This is a genomic window from Paracoccus sp. SM22M-07, assembly GCF_001887735.1.
Taxonomy (GTDB): domain Bacteria; phylum Pseudomonadota; class Alphaproteobacteria; order Rhodobacterales; family Rhodobacteraceae; genus Paracoccus.
On record NZ_JPKW01000006.1, the window covers coordinates 12,956 to 29,583 of the forward strand.

Consider the following 16,628-nt stretch of genomic DNA (forward strand, 5'->3'; position numbering starts at 1 on the left):
CTGAAGGTTATAGTTTGGTGAGAAACAGGCGCGTCATGTGCTTTACGCTGTGCCGCGACCCGGGACCTGTCCTACGTCTGGTTAACGACCTGAACGCATTCCGTGACAGGCTTTCTTTGACCCGAGGATATCATGGCAAACATCAATGGTACCGACGAAGCAAACAATCTGACCGGCACGACGTTGGCCGATGTCATCCGCGGACGCGACGGCGCCGACCTGCTGCGCGGCCTTGGCGGGAACGACCGACTGTTCGGGGATGACGACGAAGACCGGATCTATGGCGGCGATGGCGCCGATACCATCGCCGGTGGCAAGGGCGAGGATCGCATGTGGGGCGATGCGGGCAGTGACGTGATCACCGACGAGAGCGGCAATGATGCCGCTTATGGCGGGTCCGGAAACGACCGCATCTCTCTTGGTGAGGGCAATGACACGCTGGACGGTGGCTCCGGGAACGACACGCTGGACGGCGGTTCTGGTGACGATCGGATGACCGGCGGTGCCGGCGCCGACCTTCTGACCGGCGGCGAGGGCAACGACACGCTGAATGGCGGCGCAGGCAACGACCGGATGACCGGCGGCGAGGGCAATGACCTGCTGATCGCGGGGGCTGGCAACGACATCCTGACGGGGGGCGAGGGTGCCGACCAGTTCGTGTTTTCCCGCGGCAGCGACCGGATCACCGATTTCGAAAGCGGCGACGACGATCTGGACCTGTCGGGGCTGACCTCGGTCGGTAATTTCTCTCAGGCGATGGCGCGGGCAAGGCAGGTCGGCGATGATGTCGTCTTTACCTTCAACGAAGGCACCGTCCGGCTGGAGGACGTTCGGATGTCCAGCCTGGACAACGACGACTTCCTGTTCTGATCGGCGCCACGGGGCCTTCACGGACCTTGACCCGGCGGCCAAGGGGATGGGATGACAATGGCAGCAACCGATGTGACTGCAAAGGCCGCGATGGTGCATCCCGAACGCTCTGAAACCAAGACAGGATACCGGGACGGCCGCGGGATGGCGGCCGTCCTGTTCCGTCCAGGAACGGCCTTTCGCCGCTGGCGTCCGACGCTCAGTCGGCGGATCGCCGTCTTTCAGACGATCATCGTCGGCGCCTTGGCGATCAGCGCCTGCGCGACACTGTTCGCGATCGAGCGGCTGGACCATTATATCGATCGCGACCGGGTGGCGGGGCGGCAGTTGGGAACCATCGTCCGCCTCTCTGGCCACCTGAATCGGTATTCCGAGAATATCGCCGAGCTGCTGCTGTTGGGTCGGACGGTCATCGACGATTTCAACGAGGCGCGCGCCGATGTCGATTCGGATTTCGGCGAATTGCAAGGCTTGATCGAACAGGAGCTGGCGCTGATCCGCGATCAGGACGATGCCGCAGCCAAGCAGATCGAGCGTGTCCGCGTGGTCCAGATGCGCTCGCTGTTCGAACGCATCGATCAGACTGCGCAGCGGCTGCTGCTCTTGCGCGAGGACGATCGTACGGACGAGGCATTGACGCTGTTTCGCAATTCGATCGAGGAGGGGCTGGACGCCGAGCTGGAGCGGCTGGTCGCTGTTTCGTTGCGCGAGGAGGAGGTCGAACTGGCCCGGATCGAACAGCGCACGAACCGGCTGGAAGCCCAGCTGACCTGGCTGGTCGGCATCGTCTGCAGCTTTGCCGTGATGATCGCGGTGCTGGCGGGGGCCGCGCTGTCGCGCAGTCTGCGCCGTCCCCTGGCGCAGTTCGTCGCTGCGACGCGCGCCATTGGGGCAGGGGACTTTTCGGGCCATCTGGATGAGGATCTGCCCGGGGAACTGGGCGATCTGGCGCGCCAGGTCAACCGTTCGGCCGACCGGCTGGGGGTTGAAAAGCAGCGGCTTCTGACGGTGCAGGCGGGGCTGGAAGATGAGGTCGCACGCCGGACTGCGGAACTGGCCGAAGCCAATGGCCGCCTGCAGCGTCTGGACCAGATGCGCATGCTGTTCTTTACCGATATCAGTCATGAACTGCGAACGCCCCTGACGGTCCTGCGCGGAGAGGCCGAGGTGGCCCTGCGCGCGGGACAGTCGGATGCCGTGCGCCACGAGGCACTGGTCCGCGTGGCCGAGATTGCGCGCCAGATGGGTCGCCTGGTAGAGGATCTGCTGTTTCTGGCCCGAGCCGAGGTTGGCGCGGTCCGGTTCGACATTGCGCCCCTGGACCTGACCCCGGTGGTCGATGTGATGCTGGCCGAAGCGCGCATCCTGGCCCGCGACCGTGATATATCCTTCGATGTTCTCATCGACGAGGGGCCCTTTCGGGTCCAGGCCGATGCGGGGCGTCTTGGCCAGGCCCTGTTGATCGTGCTGGACAATGCCGTGAAATACGCGACCCCCGGCACCCAGGTCGCCCTGCGCCTGACCCGCGACGGCGACGCGGCGGTCTTCACCTTGGCCAATCATGGCCCGACCATCCCTATGGCCGAGGTGCCCTTCCTGTTCAGCCGCTTCTATCGCGGTCGCAAGACGTTGCCGATCGAGGGGAGCGGCCTGGGACTGTCCATCGCCAAATGGATCGTCGATACCCACGGGGGCACGATCACGCTGTCCAGCGACGCGGGCCGCACGATGGTGTCGATCCGCCTTCCCTTGACCGGTTAGGATCGCATCGTGGCCCAGCTTCTTCTGGTCGAAGACGACGCCCGGATCGCCCGCTTCGTGCGCAGCGGCCTCGAGGCCGAAGGTCACAGCGTCGAGGTGGCGGTGACGGCGCTGGCCGGGCTGGCCCTGGCGCGCCGGGGTGATTTCAGCCTGGTGATCCTGGACCGGATGCTGCCCGATATGGACGGGATCGAGATCTGCCGCCAACTTCGGTCGGAACAGATCGACATCCGCATCCTGATGCTGACCGCGCGCGACGCCATCGGCGACCGCATCGGCGGATTGCGCGCCGGGGCCGATGATTACCTGGCCAAGCCTTTTTCGTTCGATGAATTCGTGGCCCGGATCGAGGCGCTGTTGCGCCGCGGCGACCTGCGCCGGCACCAGGCCGAATTGCGGGTTGGCAACCTGGTCCTTGATCCGATGACGCGCCGCGTGTCGCGCGGCGACCGGCGCCTGGATCTGACCCCCCGCGAATACGCGCTGCTTCGCTATCTGATGGAGAATGCGGGTGCGGTCGTCAGCCGGGCCCAATTGCTGAACGCGGTCTGGGGCCTGGGTTTCGATCCGGGGACGAAGGTCGTCGAGGTCTATATCCGCTATCTTCGCCTGAAGCTTGAAGAGGAAAACGCCTCTCCGCTTTTGCATACGCTTCGCGGGATGGGATACCTTTTGTCGGCGGATGCAGAAATCCCGGATCGACCAGTCGATCTGACGAACGCACCGCAGCAGAAGCCCCCATCGGGCTAATCGCCGTCATGCTGGCGTTGAAGGGGGACCACTGAGAGACCTGGGTTGCGTGTCCGCAGCACGGCGAACAGTCGCATCACCCGGCACATTGAACACTGGACCCGCGTCCGGGTTGGGGCAACTGGCCCCTTGATGCGGCTACCCGACCGCCATGGGCAAAGTGCGGTTGGATCGCGCCCAAACGCATGCCCGTCAACGACATCTGCAATGGCTGCTGCGCGTGCGGTCGCGTAGGCAGAGGGTCCCCACCAGCAGTTTGATAGGCATCTGACCCTAAGGGCGGGCCCTCCGACATCGGACAGGGGTCCGTGCGGCATCAAGATCGCTTATGTGCCATCTCGGACCGAAAGCCCTTTGCAGAAACTGATCGTTGATTGGCATCTTGGCAACAACTAGCCTGCTGCGTGGGATTGAGGTGCTGACAGAGGATTGTTCGCTTGGATTTCATGAACCTCCTGCGGTCGGCCGAGCAGCTGCTCTACGAGGTCGTCTCGTGGTTGGTCTTCTATCCGCTGACATTGTGGCGATGTCTCAAACATCCGCTGGCGATGATCGGCTATGCCGAGAGCGAACTGAACAAGCCCCCCGAAGCGCAGTTTCAGGACGCCCTCAGCCCCCCGATCTTCCTGTTTCTGACACTGCTTCTGATGCATCTGATCCAGACGGGGGTCTTTCAGGACAGCGTGATCCTGTCCGGCATTTTGGGCGATACCCGCAACCTGCTGGTCTTTCGTGCCGTCGCGTTCAGCCTCTTTCCGATATTGCTGGGCCTTCAGCATGTCCGCCTGGCAGGGCTGCGTCTGTCGCGAGAGACATTGCGACCGATGTTCTATGCGCAATGCTATGTGACGGTGCCGGCGGTCCTGGCGCTGGACGTCGCGCTGATGCTGGGCAAGTCATCCGCAGGCTGGTCCGATGCCGCGGCCTGGGCGATCTTTATGGCGGGTCTGATATGGTATGCCGGCGCCTTGATGCGGGGGTTCATGGACCACCGCGGCATCACCCGCGGCCGGGCCCTCCGACAGACCGTGCTGGCGCTGGTGCTGGGATCGACCAGCTTCGTGATCGCCATGCTGCTGTCGCTTTTGACCGAACCGCTGCCCGTCGATCTCTAGGACCGGCCTTCAGGGTTCGGCCAGGGATAACAGTCGGCAGGATGGCGGTCGCGCCGGCGGGCACATCACGTCCAGAATCGTCGCAACTGGCGGGTCCGATTAAGGGGTCAGTGCGGCGATGGCCTGCGCCAGCTTTACCAGCCGGATCAGCCTGGAGAGACAGGCCATAACCGTGGAGTGCCGCCGCCCATACGATTTGCCGGGCCAAGGGGGTGGAGGGCTGCAAGCGCGGCCCGTGGCTGGGTTTGGATGCGGATGGCGCGGGCTCTTCTGCCTCAGACGGGATCGGGTCCGATGGGCAGGTGTGCGAAGGCAAAGGCCGCCAGAAAACCGGACCAGTCGTTCAGGATATGCGTCTCGGCGGAAACCCAGAGATTGCGCGTCACAACATGGGCCAGCGTCAGCAGGCCGAACAGGACCAACTGCGCGACCTGCCGTGGCCCGATCGGTCCGAACAGCACCGTCCAATGTCGCCCCGCCACGCGTCGCAGCGCCAGCAGCGGCATCCCCAGAAACAGCAGCGGGGGGATCGCGCTTGCCGGAAACCCCATCAGGGGCGCGGCGGACAGAAGGCCAAAGCCAACCGCCAGCGCCCCCAACAGGATCAGCCACTCCCGGCCGCTTAGCGCCACCGGCCGGTCGGTGCAGAAGGGGAAATCGCGCATGGCGTTCATGTGAAGAGCACCCGGGGTACGGCAGGTGGGCAAGGCATCCGGTCAGCCATGATGGAGCTTGGTCACGCTATAGCTGCCGTCTGTGCGCCGGATGCCCATGTTCTGGCCGGTATGGATGACGAACATCTGGATGCCCGAACCGTACCGCAGGGGCGATGCACTGGCGACCTCTATGACGGTCGGCGGGTCATTTGCCGACAGGCCATCGCCCGCTTGCGGGTCGCGACGTGCATGTGACAATCGCCACGACCCGATCGGGCGACAGCCGTGTCGTCGCAGGCGGTCAAGGCCGGGGCGGCCAGCAGATGGGCCGCATGTCTCATTGAGGACTCCAAGGCTTTGGGTTATTCGACATAGAGCGGCAGGGAATAGGTGGCAGTCTCGTTGCGCCGGGCGGCGTTGCGCATCAGGTAGACGTCGATCAGATAGGTCCCGCTGGAGGGGATGGTGATCGACGCGCCGTTCCCGTCGATCGAGCTGTTATAGAGCGCGGCGCTGGAACCGGCGGCGGTGACGTTGAAATACAGGCTGGAATTGTTGCCATCCAGCTGCACGTCCAGCGTCTGGCCCGCCGTCACCCCCAACGCATATTGGACGCTGTCATAGCCGCGGACCTGCCCCGTCAGCGTGGTCCCCGAGGTGCCGCGGGCCAAACGGACCGTTTCGTGGCGGACGGTGTCGGCGCCTGTCGGACCGCCTGCCAGTATCGTGACCGCGGTCAGCCATGCGATATGTCGTTTCATCTGGATATACCCCCCCCTGTTTGACGACGTTTTCTTGCGTCCGTGACAACGCCGAATTTAGCACATGTTGGAACTTCGTTCCCGTGTTGAAACCTGTCCTTGAACGGAAGGCGACGGGGCGTGGAGGAGAGGGTCATGGCCTGCGCCCCGCCGAGGCTTGAGTAGGGGCTGTTCAACCGCACCAAAAGGTTGCGGCTTCTGAACAGGGCAGGCCGCCCGCAGATTACCAGCTTTGGCGTTGCGGGTCTTTCGATGTCCTTGGCGCGCCTGTGACCAACCGGACATGGGATCATGCAGGCAGAGCCGGTTCGTCTATCGGTCATCCTGTCATGGGCCGGGACGATCCGCCGCGAGGTGAAGGACAACGTCTTCGACCCAAATGTGAGCGGTGTTTTGGTCTTTGATTTGAACCGGCGCCGCAGCGCAGACCGGCAGGGGTCCAGAGCAGGCCTCAATGGGCCAAGTAGACCATGTGCTGCTCGCGGCGACATGGCGGTCGGACCTGTCCGAAGAATAAGCCGCTCTGACTGACCCCGAGGGTTCGGCACATCCGGCTGATCGGGAAACTGGCCTTCTCTGCGTCGATGACGCCGAAGAGATTCAATTTCCCTCTTTCGCGATGAAGGCTGCGGCTTATGTTGGAATGTCGCCATTCGCCGGGAAAACGGCCCTCCGGATCGCTTTCTGATCCGGCTCAAATGCTTCAGCATCGAGTTCTCACGTCGCAGCCGCTTCAGCACGGCATGCAGATCAGCGGGTGTCTCACCCGGCTTGCTGACATCACGATCCTGGCTCAGCCACTGCGTCAGCGTCGAAAGCCCGATACCAAGATCATCCGCGACCTCTCGCTCATCAGCGCCAGCCGCACCGCTTCACGCCGAAACTCCGGCGCCGGTCTGTTCCCGTTTCCCGTAAAGCACCTTTTGGTTTCTTGGTTGGTGTTCACCGGCAAAGCTGGGCAAGTCCAAAGCATTTCGACAGCGGCGCGTGGGCGGCGGCGCGGCAATCGACAAGTGGCCTTTAGAATGGCTCGGGAAACTACGCAGTCCGCTTGTTCATCCTGACGACCAGGGCGATGCCAACGGCCAACATGCCCAAGGCTGCGCCAAGGACCGCGATGAACGACGTGTCGAACGCCGCACCGGCTGCAGAGATCAGTTGCTCCGTCGCGTCGGCACCGGTGGTCTTGGCATGTTGCAGGGCCTGATCGATGCCCAATGCGAACGGACCGACATCTGCCACGGAGGGCGGTGCTTGGTAGGAGCGGGCATAGACCGCGGCAAGAATGCTGCCGAACACCGTGACGCCGATGGCGCCGCCCAGTTCATAGGAAACCTCCTCGACCGAAGCCGCCGTGCTGGCGCTTTCCTTTGGCGCATTGTGCATGATGGATGCCGATGCGGTCGTCATCGTCATCCCCACGCCGACACCGACCAGGATAAGCGCCAGGATCTGGACCGGCTGGGACTGGATCGAGAGCAGATACGGGCCGAGGCCCAGGGCGATTGCGGCCATGCCCAGGGGCAGCAGGGTACGGTCTCCTATCCTCTGGATCAAACGGCCCGTCAGCGGTCCGGCGACGAAAGACGCAAGAGGCAGGGGGAGCAGCTGGATGCCGGCCTGCAAGGGCGACAGGCCCATGACCAATTGGAAGCGTTGCGTCAACGCCAGCGACAGCCCCATCAGGCAGGCAGCCGCGAACAAGGCGGCGATGACGGCGCCGCTGAACGCGGGATTGGCAAAGACGCGCAGATCCAGCATCGGATGCGTGGCCCGCCGCTGCCCACGGATGAACAGCATGACAAAGCCGACGCCGACGGCTGCGGCGATGAAGGCCAGCGCAAAGGACGGCGCGGGTTTCCCGAATTCCTTGATTGCCAGGGTTGTCGCGATCAGTCCCACCATGATCTGCACCGAGGCTGAGAAACTGAACGGGTGGCCCCCTTCCGAGGCCTGCCTGCCCACGACCAGCAGGCCGGCCACGAATGCGATCAGCACGATCGGCACGTTGATCAGGAACACCGACCCCCACCAGAAGAATTCCAGCAGGATGCCGCCAAGGATCGGACCGAACGCCGCGCCCCCAGATGCCACGGCGGCCCAGATCCCGATGGCAAGGTTGCGCTCTCCCTCATCTTCGAACGTATGGCGGATGATGGCCAGGGTCGCGGGCATCATCATGGCCGCGCCGATGGCCAGCGCGACGCGGCCTGCGATCAGCACCTCGGGCGTCGGGGCGAAGGCGGCCAGCAACGATGCCGCGCCGAAGACTAGCAGACCGCCAAGAAACATCACCCGCGGCCCGAAGCTGTCGCCAAGCGCGCCCGAGGCGGGAAGCAGACCTGCAACCGTCAGCGCATAGGCGTTGATGATCCAAAGCTTTTCGGACGGCGTGGCGCCCAGTTCTGCGGTCAGTCGCGGAAGGGCGGTATAAAGCACCGTCATGTCGATGACGATCAACAGCAGCGCGCTTGATACCACGGCCAGCACACGCCAACGGTTTCCCGAATTCATCTCTTTTTCCTCTTCGGCTTGCACCAGATTCGTCGATGATATAAATCCATACGTATGTAATTAGAAGGTGAACGATGGGACGTCATAAAACGGTTGATCGCGACAATCTTCTCGACCTCGCAGAGGATATCGTTCGCACCCACGGGGCCGCAGCGCTGACCATCGACTCCCTGGCCAAGGCGGCGGGCATCACCAAGGGAGGGGTCCAGTATACCTTTTCCAGCAAGGCGGCGCTGATCGACGCGCTCTGCAGTCGCTGGATGGAAAGTTATGAGACGCTGTTTGCCACGATGATCGCGCCCGATCCCACGCCGGTCGCCGTGATCCATGCCCATGTCGGCGCGACATTCACCGACAGCGGCCCCGCCCAAGCCAAGGCCGCCAGCATGATGACAGGCATGCTCCAGTCGCCGGAATTTATCAGTGCCACACAGGATTGGTACCGGCAGCGCATGCGCCCCCTTGATGCATCGGTGCCAGAGGATCGTCAGGCCCGTCTTGCGTTTCTGGCCACCGAAGGGGCGTTCTTCGTGCGATATTTCGGATTTTTGAACATCTCGGATGATGAATGGGCAGCGATCTATCGCGACATTCAATCGACGTTGATGACCACGCCTGAGGCGGCACCAAACCCACCTAAGCTGCAAAGTCGCGCCGGCGGTAAAGCGCTTCCTCCTTTACGTTAACCGCGATCATCACGGTCGACTTCACCGAGCCGCCGCCGAAGATCGGCATGATCCGGACGCAGCTTTCCTTGGTCCAATTGACGTCTTTGATATCCTTGGAGATCTGAGCGATCCGTTGGTCCAGCCGGTGTCAGTCGTTACGAAGACCGGCCAGAACACCGCGTATCCGGCGCGCCATCTCATTCATACAGCGTTCGAGGATTATCTAGAACGAGGTGTCTGGGGCCGGCGTGACACGAGCCGTGAAAACGCAGGCTGAGCGACCCCCTTAAATTCGGCCACCGACATAAGCTAGGAATTTGCAGTCAGCTGATCATCGATGAGAAGGAGATCAGAGATGTCGAAACGCCAGCAGCACGCGCCTGAGTTCAAGGCCAAGGTCGCGCTGGAAGCCCTGAAGGGGGAGGAGACGGCGGCCGAACTGGCCAGCACGGCTGTGGTCCGACGACCTGATCCAGGTCGACGGGCAGCCCGACGTCTTTGATTGGAACGCACGCCAGCATGAGATCGCGCATCTTCCGCCCGAGACGCTCCCTTTCCTGACAGCCAGCCGTTACTGCGAATCCGATGTGCTGACGCAGCAGGCTTGGGATCTTTTCGGAACGACACGGCCTGGCTGGGCGCGGGTGCAGGCAATCTGCAACTTCGTCCACAATCACCTGACCTTCGGCTACAAGTTTGGTCGCCCTACGAAGACCGCCGTTCATGCCATGTCCGAGGCGACGGGCGTCTGCAGGGATTTCGCGCATCTGGCGATCGCGCTGTGCCGGGCCATGAACATCCCCGCCCGCTATGCCAGTGGCTATCTGGGCGATATCGGCGCTCCGCCATCCGGTCCTGGCGATTTTTGTGCTTGGTTTGAGGTTTATCTGGAGGATCGCTGGTTCACTTTCGATGCGCGGTACAACACCCCGAGGATCGGTCGTGTCCTGATGGTGCGGGGCCGCGACGCGGCGGATGGCGCCATGGTCACGTCGTTTGGCAGTTATACGCTGGAATCGCTGAGGGTCTGGACAGATGAACTGCCGGATGATGTGACCGAGGCTGCTGTCTTGGCTCAGCTGGAGCATCTTCCCGAGGCGCCGGCGCTGACCCTTGCCATGGCCGGCTCCTCCTGAGCCTGTGCCAGTTGCCGCTGATCCGGCGCCGAACAGGTGCGCTGTCCGTTGTTCAACCTGTGGCTTCTCAGCCTCTGCCGATTTCCATATCTATCCTTGGCAGAAGGTCTAAGATGCCAAGTCCGTCGAACCTTCGACGGCTTTACAGGAGCCGACCATGGCCAAGGGCATGAACAAGCGTAAACGCGACGAAAAAAAGCCCAAGAAGGAAAAGCCCAAGAGCAGCGCCGCTGCACCCAGCACCAAGGATGCTGTGTCCAATGCGGTCGCCCGGGCTGGAAAATGAGCCACGCCTCAGAGACACGTGCGTCACGCGACGCGCACCTGGTCGAGGACGCGCAAGACACACAATCGATCGTCGTCACTTGCGTGGAGCTTGGGATGACGCTCAGCCAGGCAACCAGCTTTGCTGAGCGGAGCATCGAAAGCCGGCGCAAGCTGCGCCTTTGACCGGGTCGGCGGCCAGTTCACCTATCAGCTGGCTGCCTGCCTTCTTTGCCTGGTGGGTCTTGCGACAGGCGCGTGCGGGCGGCGCCGGACTTTGTTTCAAGACAATTCAGGCTGGCTGGCTTGTACCCTATGCAGCCACCGATAAAACAGCACCCGCATAATCGGATACAGTTTCGTCAGGACCCACGTCACCCAAGGAGGGCAGGGCATGACCATGCCCGCTTCGGTCTGCACGCGCCGCCCAACCTGTTGAACGATGCAGATTTGACAGATTGGGCGTTTGCATTATGAAAGATCGGACATAAGGATCTTGGACGATGTGGGATCCGGTCGTCGGCGGTTCGAACCCTCTGTGCCCGGCGGGCGGTCGGCCCCGCATCCGGCCTGATCAAATTCTTTGAAAGACGTAAGGGCGCCATGCTTTGGGGTATTCGAGAACTGATGAAACCCGCCCTTTCGGTGATCGACATGATTCCCGACGTTCATCGTACGCCAGCCTTGGCCGCATTGCGCAAAGCCGTGCATGAGGGGCGCGCGGGCGACGTGCGGTTGGACAGGGACGACCGGGATCTGGCGTTTTTCGACGGTCAGGTGGCGCTGACCTCGCCCATCGGGGCGCGGCTGCTGATGGCGCTGTACCAGCAGGGTCGGATCAAGTTGAAAAAGCCCGCCGCCAGGAAATTGCCCACGCTCTCCGCCTATATCCAGACCGAACCGGCTTTCCGCGCCGAGGTCCAGCGCCTGCTGGCCGAAGACGACGCCCGGCGCGCCCGGCTTGCCGCGATCATCGCCGATCCCGCATGCGCGTCCCCGGAAGAAATCACCCCCCAACTGATCGACAAGCTGGCGAATGCCCAATTGGGCCATGGCGTGATGGGTCAGGTTTCGGTCGCCGGTCTGACTGCGCATCGGGGTTTGGGCAAAGCCGCGGGCGACGATGAACGCACCCTTCAGGACAGCCGCGTCATCTGCTGGTGGATCGATGCGGACGGACGGCGCCGGGGTGATGACGAATAGGGACGGGGATGCGGCCCGATGTCCGGCCGCTTGGGCTTCACCCCGCGCGGTTTCACCGCTAAGACGGGGCGAACATGTCCCAACCCAACCGCGAAGGCGCACGCTATGGCCGACGATCTGCTGAACAGCTTCAAGACCGGACCCGATGAACAGGGCCGCTTCGGCATCTATGGCGGCCGTTTCGTCAGCGAAACACTGATGCCGCTGATCCTGGAACTGGAGGCGGAGTACGAGCGCGCCAAGGTGGACCCCGCTTTCGCCGCGCAGATGGATGATCTGTGGACGCATTATGTCGGCCGTCCATCGCCGCTTTACTATGCGGAACGGCTGACCCAGCATCTGGGCGGCGCCAAGATCTACATGAAGCGGGACGAGCTGAACCACACCGGTGCCCACAAGATCAACAACGTGCTGGGCCAGATCCTGCTGGCGATCCGGATGGGGAAAACCCGCATCATCGCGGAAACCGGGGCGGGGCAGCATGGCGTGGCAACGGCCACCGTCTGCGCGCGTTTCGGGCTGAAATGCATCGTCTACATGGGCGCCCATGATGTGGAGCGTCAGGCGCCGAACGTCTTCCGCATGCGCCTTCTGGGGGCCGAGGTCGTGCCGGTGACCAGCGGTCGCGGCACGCTGAAGGACGCGATGAACGACGCGCTGCGCGATTGGGTTACCAATGTGCGCGACACCTTCTATTGCATCGGCACGGTCGCCGGTCCGCATCCCTATCCGGCCATGGTGCGCGACTTCCAGTCGATCATCGGCAAGGAGGTCCGCGAGCAGATCATGCCGCGCGAAGGCCGTCTGCCCGATACGCTGGTGGCCGCCATCGGTGGCGGATCGAACGCCATGGGGCTGTTCTATCCCTTCCTTGACGACAAGGAGGTCGGCATCATCGGCGTCGAGGCCGGCGGCAAGGGCGTCGACGACCGGATGGAGCATTGCGCCAGCCTTTCTGGCGGGCGTGCGGGTGTGCTGCATGGCAACCGCACCTATCTGCTTCAGGATGATGACGGCCAGATCCTGGAGGGGCATTCGATCAGCGCGGGTCTGGATTATCCGGGCATCGGTCCCGAACATGCCTGGCTGAAGGATATGGGCCGCGCCGAATATGTCAGCATCACCGACGACGAGGCGCTGGCTGCCTTCCAGCTGTGCTGCGCCCAGGAAGGCATCATTCCCGCGCTGGAGCCCAGCCACGCCTTGGCCCATGTCATCAAGATCGCGTCCGATCTGCCCGCCGACCATATCATCGTGATGAACATGTGCGGACGCGGCGACAAGGACATCTTCACCGTCGCCAAACATCTGGGCGTCGAAATCACCACCTGAGGAGAGGGGGGCTTCGGCCCCCTTTTTCAACGGCTTAGCAGCAGGATATTCAGGTCGGATTCCAGATGCGGCAGGGGCAACAGCATGCGGGCGCGGTCGGGTGACGTGACCTCGACGATGCCGACATCGGGCACGACCTGTGGCGTCGCCATGGGGTCGACGCGTTCGGGCAGTTCTGCGTAATCTGGCGGCGTGTCGCCTGCCACATAGGCCGTCCCCAGATAGACCAGCCGATCGTCGATCACGCCGATCCGCCCCTGGCTGCGCTGCGATCCGGTCAGCTTGGCAAAGCCGCCATCCGGGTCGATGCGACAGGCGAAGGGCGCATAGACGACCAAGACAAGGTCGCGCCCCAGCTTCAGCATCCGGCATGACCAGTCCCCCGGCAGGACCGAGCTCGCCTCGGCCAAGGGCAGTGCTGCGCCCGACAGGCCCTCGATCAACACCTGAAGATCGGATGCCGATCCACTGGCGAAAGCCTGCCGCAGGCTGTGGCCAGCCACGCTGTCCAGCTGTTCAAGACGCGCGACGTCATCGGGCCGGATGTCGCCCGACAGATCCGTCCCGAAACCCATCGCCTTCGTGGCCAGCAGAAGGCCGACGATCAGGCCGGCGCTAAGGCGTGCTGGTTTCGGCATGACGCTTCAACAGCTCCAATGGGACGACATCAAGGGCGCGATGATGGGTCGATGCCAGCACGACCTTGGGTGCCGCGAATTCCTGTGCCGCCTGCAGGAAGCGGCTGGCGCAAAGGCACCAGCGGTCGCCCGCCTTCAGGCCCGGAAAGCCGAATTCGGGGCGCGGCGTGGTCAGGTCGTTGCCCAGATAGCGCGACATGGCCAGAAATTCGTCCGTCAGGATGACGCAGACCGTGTGGCTGCCCCGATCCTGTGGGCCGGTATCGCAACAGCCGTTGCGATAGAAGCCGGTCATCGGCCGGGTCGAGCAGGGCTGCAGGTCTTCTCCCAGAACGTTCAGCGATGGTTCCATGCGCTTGCCTTTCCTTTTCGGACAGCCTAAGCGCCGCGCGCGGTTTTCGAAAGGCCGCTTTCGGTCCGATCGGACGTCAGATCGCCATGGGTGACCATCGCACCCATCGGCCATGGAAATCGGCCCGGCCAAGCGACCAGTCGCGTCTGCGCCCGTCCCACAGCGTCAGCGTCAGGGCCGCGCCGTCGCCGCCATCCGCCTCCATCTGCAGATGCGCCAAGGGACGTTCTGGGCTGGTGCGTGCACCGGCCATGGTCAGCGCAGCCGCGCAGGCGGCACCGGTCGCCGAGGGGAAATACTGCGCGGCGACGGTATGGAAGACCAGCACCGTCCCACGGGCGGGCGTCCGCAGCTGCGCCGTCAGCCACTGCCCGGCATCGCCGCGATCGACGCGGGGCGGGTCTTGCCGCGCCAGGTCCAGGGCCGCCTGCAGCCGGGCCATGCGGGCGGTCTGATCCGCCCAGCAATAGGCCGTCAGCCGCAGCCCGTCACGTTCGGGGTCCAGCGGGTTCAGGTCGACCCCGCGCCGGCTGGCCACGGTGAACCGTCCTTCGGGGACGTCGCCCTGCCATTCGGGCGTCAGGGATACGCCGGCCTCTGACGGCCCAAGATGATACTTGTCGAAATTCAGGTTCAACCCCGCCGAGGCCCCAAGTTCGCGCAGATGCAATGGCTGGGGTGCAAGGGTCGCCAGAAACCGTGCCGCCGCGATCAGCGGGGCGGATCGCGCGACCTCGTTCGTCTGCGGGGGACTGGTCAGCCAGTGCTGGATGTGATCGGGGTGATCCTGCAGCACGCGGATCAGCATGGCATCGGGGACGTCCCGGTCCTGATAGGCCTGTGCCAACGGTGCATCCGCACCCGTCAGGACCAGCGCATGCAGCGCGCCGCACAGCCGCAGGGGCAGCGAATCCGCCCGGCTTCGGGGATCGCCGGGCCAGTTCAGGATCTGCTCTGCGACCTGGCCCTGCGCGGGGTCCAGGATTCGCGCGAAGCCTTCGCACAGGGCCGCCGTCAGGGGCGACCCCAGCTGATGACAGGATCGGGCCTGATCCAGGAATGCCGCGCGTACCGTCATTTGAAACGATCTGTCAGCGATTTCAGCTTGTCGGCAAAGGCTGTCGGGGCAGGCGCGGGGCGTTCGGGCCGTTGGGCACGGGGGGCAGGGCTGTCCTGGGTCGTGGCGGGACCTTCCGTGCCGCTGTTGCGGGCCGGATTGACCCGCGCCGCGACCGCGTTCTGGAACCGGCCGCCATCGCCCGCCGCCAGCGCCGCCGCCCCGTCCGAGATGCCGCGCAACAGGTCGTCCAGCCAATCCTGGTCCGCCTTGGCGAAATCGGACAGCACATAGCCCGCCACCCGGTCCTTGTGGCCCGGATGCCCGATGCCCAGCCTGACACGGCCGTACTCCGCCCCGATATGCTGGTGGATCGAACGCAGCCCGTTATGGCCCGCATGACCGCCGCCCTGCTTGACGCGGCACTTGCCAGGCGCCAGGTCCAGTTCGTCATGCAGCACGATCACGTCCGCGGGTTCCAGCTTCAGATAGCGCATCGCCTCGCCCACCGACTGGCCCGACAGGTTCATGAAGGTCTGCGGTTTCAGCAGGGTGACGCGGGCATCACCCAGACGACCTTCGGCGGACAGGGACTGAAAACGGGTCTTCCAGGGGGTGAAACCGTGATCCTCGGCCATGCGATCAAGGGCCATGAAGCCGATATTATGACGGTTGGCTGCATATTTCGCGCCGGGATTGCCCAGCCCCACGATCAGTTTCACACGCATCTCCTGTGGCGGCCTGCGGCAATTGCCCCGCCCGAATTTCGTTCCATCCCTTGCGGCTGACCTTGCCGGTTACTAAGACTCTGTCAACCTATCGCGTCTAACACGGGTTCTAGTACCCGGTCGAATCGCGGGGACAGGGACCAAAGAAGGACTGAAGATGAGCGATCCGGCAGAATTCTACATGAACACCCTTGTTCCGATGGTGGTCGAACAGACCTCTCGGGGGGAACGCGCCTATGACATCTTCTCGCGGCTGCTGAAGGAACGGATCATCTTCGTTTCCGGCCCCGTCCATGACGGAATGTCGACGCTGATCTGCGCGCAGCTGCTGTTCCTTGAGGCCGAGAACCCGAACAAGGACATCAGCATGTACATCAACAGCCCCGGTGGTGTCGTCACCTCGGGCCTGTCGATTTATGACACGATGCAGTATATCCGCCCGCGCGTTTCGACGCTGGTCGTGGGGCAGGCGGCATCCATGGGGTCGCTGCTGCTGGCGGCCGGCGAAAAGGGCCTGCGCTATTCGCTGCCCAACAGCCGCGTGATGGTGCATCAGCCGTCCGGCGGGTATCAGGGCCAGGCGACCGACATCCTGATCCATGCGCGCGAAACCGAAAAGCTGAAGCGCCGTCTGAACGACATCTATGTCCAGCACACGGGCCGTCCCCTGGACGAGGTCGAGGCCGCGCTGGAGCGCGACCGCTTCATGTCGCCCGAGGAAGCCCAGGACTGGGGCCTGATCGACGAGGTCGTCGCGCCCCGCGGCAAGGCCGAAGCGGAAAAGAAATAGGTCCGTTGGGGATTGTGACGGGCACGGCCTGTC

Annotated in this window: 19 protein-coding genes; 11 read left to right on the forward strand and 8 right to left on the reverse strand. The window is 63.6% G+C overall.

Going from position 1 to position 16,628, the window contains the following annotated elements; translation table 11 throughout:
- Window positions 1–132 precede the first annotated feature (132 nt).
- The 4 genes from IE00_RS10620 (at window position 133) to IE00_RS10635 (ending at window position 4,496) form a co-directional block, all read left to right on the forward strand.
- Window positions 133–870 carry a calcium-binding protein gene (locus IE00_RS10620; protein ID WP_072297100.1) on the forward strand — a complete coding sequence of 246 codons (738 nt, stop codon included), beginning with the start codon at window positions 133–135 and terminating at the stop codon, window positions 868–870.
- Between the two features lie 51 nt (window positions 871–921).
- The gene (locus tag IE00_RS10625; protein WP_083554295.1) at window positions 922–2,631 is read left to right on the forward strand and encodes an ATP-binding protein; all 1,710 of its coding nucleotides are present in this window, start codon (window positions 922–924) and stop codon (window positions 2,629–2,631) included.
- A 9-nt stretch (window positions 2,632–2,640) separates the two neighbouring features.
- Entirely contained in the window at window positions 2,641–3,381 is a 741-nt protein-coding gene (locus tag IE00_RS10630) for a response regulator transcription factor (protein WP_072297102.1), read from the forward strand.
- A 446-nt stretch (window positions 3,382–3,827) separates the two neighbouring features.
- On the forward strand, window positions 3,828–4,496 hold the full coding sequence (locus tag IE00_RS10635) for an MFS transporter permease (protein ID WP_139291410.1): 669 nt from the start codon (window positions 3,828–3,830) through the stop codon (window positions 4,494–4,496).
- Between the two features lie 275 nt (window positions 4,497–4,771).
- Here the strand turns inward: IE00_RS10635 and IE00_RS10640 are convergent, their stop codons facing one another.
- The 4 genes from IE00_RS10640 to IE00_RS10655 form a co-directional block, all read right to left on the reverse strand.
- Entirely contained in the window at window positions 4,772–5,161 is a 390-nt protein-coding gene (locus tag IE00_RS10640) for a hypothetical protein (RefSeq protein WP_072297104.1), read from the reverse strand.
- 51 nt (window positions 5,162–5,212) lie between these two features.
- Window positions 5,213–5,410 (reverse strand): hypothetical protein, encoded by a 198-nt coding sequence (locus IE00_RS10645; protein ID WP_139291401.1) that lies wholly within the window; start codon window positions 5,408–5,410, stop codon window positions 5,213–5,215.
- A gap of 104 nt (window positions 5,411–5,514) precedes the next feature.
- Window positions 5,515–5,913: a DNA breaking-rejoining protein gene (locus tag IE00_RS10650; RefSeq protein WP_072297105.1), complete on the reverse strand. Its 399-nt coding sequence runs from the start codon at window positions 5,911–5,913 to the stop codon at window positions 5,515–5,517.
- Window positions 5,914–6,951: 1,038 nt separating this feature from the next.
- Window positions 6,952–8,427, reverse strand: coding sequence for an MFS transporter (locus IE00_RS10655; protein ID WP_072297106.1), 1,476 nt, complete (start codon window positions 8,425–8,427; stop codon window positions 6,952–6,954).
- A 74-nt stretch (window positions 8,428–8,501) separates the two neighbouring features.
- On the opposite strand from IE00_RS10655, the gene IE00_RS10660 reads away from it, so the two are divergent.
- The 6 genes from IE00_RS10660 to trpB all read left to right on the forward strand — a co-directional run bounded on the left by IE00_RS10660 (window position 8,502) and on the right by trpB (window position 13,030).
- On the forward strand, window positions 8,502–9,113 hold the full coding sequence (locus IE00_RS10660) for a TetR/AcrR family transcriptional regulator (protein ID WP_072297107.1): 612 nt from the start codon (window positions 8,502–8,504) through the stop codon (window positions 9,111–9,113).
- Window positions 9,114–9,450: 337 nt separating this feature from the next.
- Complete coding sequence (locus tag IE00_RS20125) at window positions 9,451–9,597, forward strand: hypothetical protein (protein ID WP_170864129.1); 147 nt, start codon at window positions 9,451–9,453, stop codon at window positions 9,595–9,597.
- Window positions 9,598–9,682: 85 nt separating this feature from the next.
- Window positions 9,683–10,231, forward strand: a complete 549-nt coding sequence (locus tag IE00_RS10665; protein WP_240493854.1) for a transglutaminase family protein — start codon at window positions 9,683–9,685, stop codon at window positions 10,229–10,231.
- A gap of 157 nt (window positions 10,232–10,388) precedes the next feature.
- Window positions 10,389–10,517 (forward strand): hypothetical protein, encoded by a 129-nt coding sequence (locus IE00_RS20775; protein WP_256374816.1) that lies wholly within the window; start codon window positions 10,389–10,391, stop codon window positions 10,515–10,517.
- Window positions 10,518–11,122: 605 nt separating this feature from the next.
- A complete protein-coding gene (locus IE00_RS10670) occupies window positions 11,123–11,698 on the forward strand; it encodes a hypothetical protein (protein WP_072297109.1) in 576 nt (191 codons plus the stop codon).
- A 105-nt stretch (window positions 11,699–11,803) separates the two neighbouring features.
- Complete coding sequence (trpB, locus tag IE00_RS10675; protein ID WP_072297110.1) at window positions 11,804–13,030, forward strand: tryptophan synthase subunit beta; 1,227 nt, start codon at window positions 11,804–11,806, stop codon at window positions 13,028–13,030.
- Between the two features lie 26 nt (window positions 13,031–13,056).
- Here the strand turns inward: trpB and IE00_RS10680 are convergent, their stop codons facing one another.
- The 4 genes from IE00_RS10680 to pth all read right to left on the reverse strand — a co-directional run bounded on the left by IE00_RS10680 (window position 13,057) and on the right by pth (window position 15,799).
- Window positions 13,057–13,668 carry a DUF4893 domain-containing protein gene (locus IE00_RS10680; RefSeq protein WP_072297111.1) on the reverse strand — a complete coding sequence of 204 codons (612 nt, stop codon included), beginning with the start codon at window positions 13,666–13,668 and terminating at the stop codon, window positions 13,057–13,059.
- Window positions 13,646–14,020, reverse strand: coding sequence for a DUF2237 family protein (locus tag IE00_RS10685; protein WP_072297112.1), 375 nt, complete (start codon window positions 14,018–14,020; stop codon window positions 13,646–13,648). Before IE00_RS10685 ends, IE00_RS10680 begins: the two co-directional genes overlap by 23 nt.
- Before the next feature lie 76 nt (window positions 14,021–14,096).
- A complete protein-coding gene (locus IE00_RS10690) occupies window positions 14,097–15,098 on the reverse strand; it encodes a DUF2332 domain-containing protein (protein WP_072297113.1) in 1,002 nt (333 codons plus the stop codon).
- Entirely contained in the window at window positions 15,095–15,799 is a 705-nt protein-coding gene (gene pth / locus IE00_RS10695; RefSeq protein WP_072297244.1) for an aminoacyl-tRNA hydrolase, read from the reverse strand. Before pth ends, IE00_RS10690 begins: the two co-directional genes overlap by 4 nt.
- A gap of 163 nt (window positions 15,800–15,962) precedes the next feature.
- Here pth and IE00_RS10700 point away from each other — a divergent pair, with 163 nt between their 5' ends.
- Window positions 15,963–16,595: an ATP-dependent Clp protease proteolytic subunit gene (locus tag IE00_RS10700; RefSeq protein WP_072297114.1), complete on the forward strand. Its 633-nt coding sequence runs from the start codon at window positions 15,963–15,965 to the stop codon at window positions 16,593–16,595.
- Window positions 16,596–16,628: the final 33 nt, after the last annotated feature.

What these genes read in the sequence shown, in the direction of transcription:
- IE00_RS10620 (WP_072297100.1), top strand. Translation starts at nt 133, where the DNA reads ATGGCAAACATCAATGGTACCGACGAAGCAAACAATCTGACCGGCACG.
- IE00_RS10625 (WP_083554295.1), top strand. Translation starts at nt 922, where the DNA reads ATGACAATGGCAGCAACCGATGTGACTGCAAAGGCCGCGATGGTGCAT.
- IE00_RS10635 (WP_139291410.1), top strand. Translation starts at nt 3,828, where the DNA reads ATGAACCTCCTGCGGTCGGCCGAGCAGCTGCTCTACGAGGTCGTCTCG.
- IE00_RS10640 (WP_072297104.1), bottom strand. Translation starts at nt 5,161, where the DNA reads ATGCGCGATTTCCCCTTCTGCACCGACCGGCCGGTGGCGCTAAGCGGC.
- IE00_RS10650 (WP_072297105.1), bottom strand. Translation starts at nt 5,913, where the DNA reads ATGAAACGACATATCGCATGGCTGACCGCGGTCACGATACTGGCAGGC.
- IE00_RS10655 (WP_072297106.1), bottom strand. Translation starts at nt 8,427, where the DNA reads ATGAATTCGGGAAACCGTTGGCGTGTGCTGGCCGTGGTATCAAGCGCG.
- IE00_RS10660 (WP_072297107.1), top strand. Translation starts at nt 8,502, where the DNA reads ATGGGACGTCATAAAACGGTTGATCGCGACAATCTTCTCGACCTCGCA.
- IE00_RS20125 (WP_170864129.1), top strand. Translation starts at nt 9,451, where the DNA reads ATGTCGAAACGCCAGCAGCACGCGCCTGAGTTCAAGGCCAAGGTCGCG.
- IE00_RS20775 (WP_256374816.1), top strand. Translation starts at nt 10,389, where the DNA reads ATGGCCAAGGGCATGAACAAGCGTAAACGCGACGAAAAAAAGCCCAAG.
- IE00_RS10670 (WP_072297109.1), top strand. Translation starts at nt 11,123, where the DNA reads ATGAAACCCGCCCTTTCGGTGATCGACATGATTCCCGACGTTCATCGT.
- trpB (WP_072297110.1), top strand. Translation starts at nt 11,804, where the DNA reads ATGGCCGACGATCTGCTGAACAGCTTCAAGACCGGACCCGATGAACAG.
- IE00_RS10680 (WP_072297111.1), bottom strand. Translation starts at nt 13,668, where the DNA reads ATGCCGAAACCAGCACGCCTTAGCGCCGGCCTGATCGTCGGCCTTCTG.
- IE00_RS10685 (WP_072297112.1), bottom strand. Translation starts at nt 14,020, where the DNA reads ATGGAACCATCGCTGAACGTTCTGGGAGAAGACCTGCAGCCCTGCTCG.
- IE00_RS10690 (WP_072297113.1), bottom strand. Translation starts at nt 15,098, where the DNA reads ATGACGGTACGCGCGGCATTCCTGGATCAGGCCCGATCCTGTCATCAG.
- IE00_RS10700 (WP_072297114.1), top strand. Translation starts at nt 15,963, where the DNA reads ATGAGCGATCCGGCAGAATTCTACATGAACACCCTTGTTCCGATGGTG.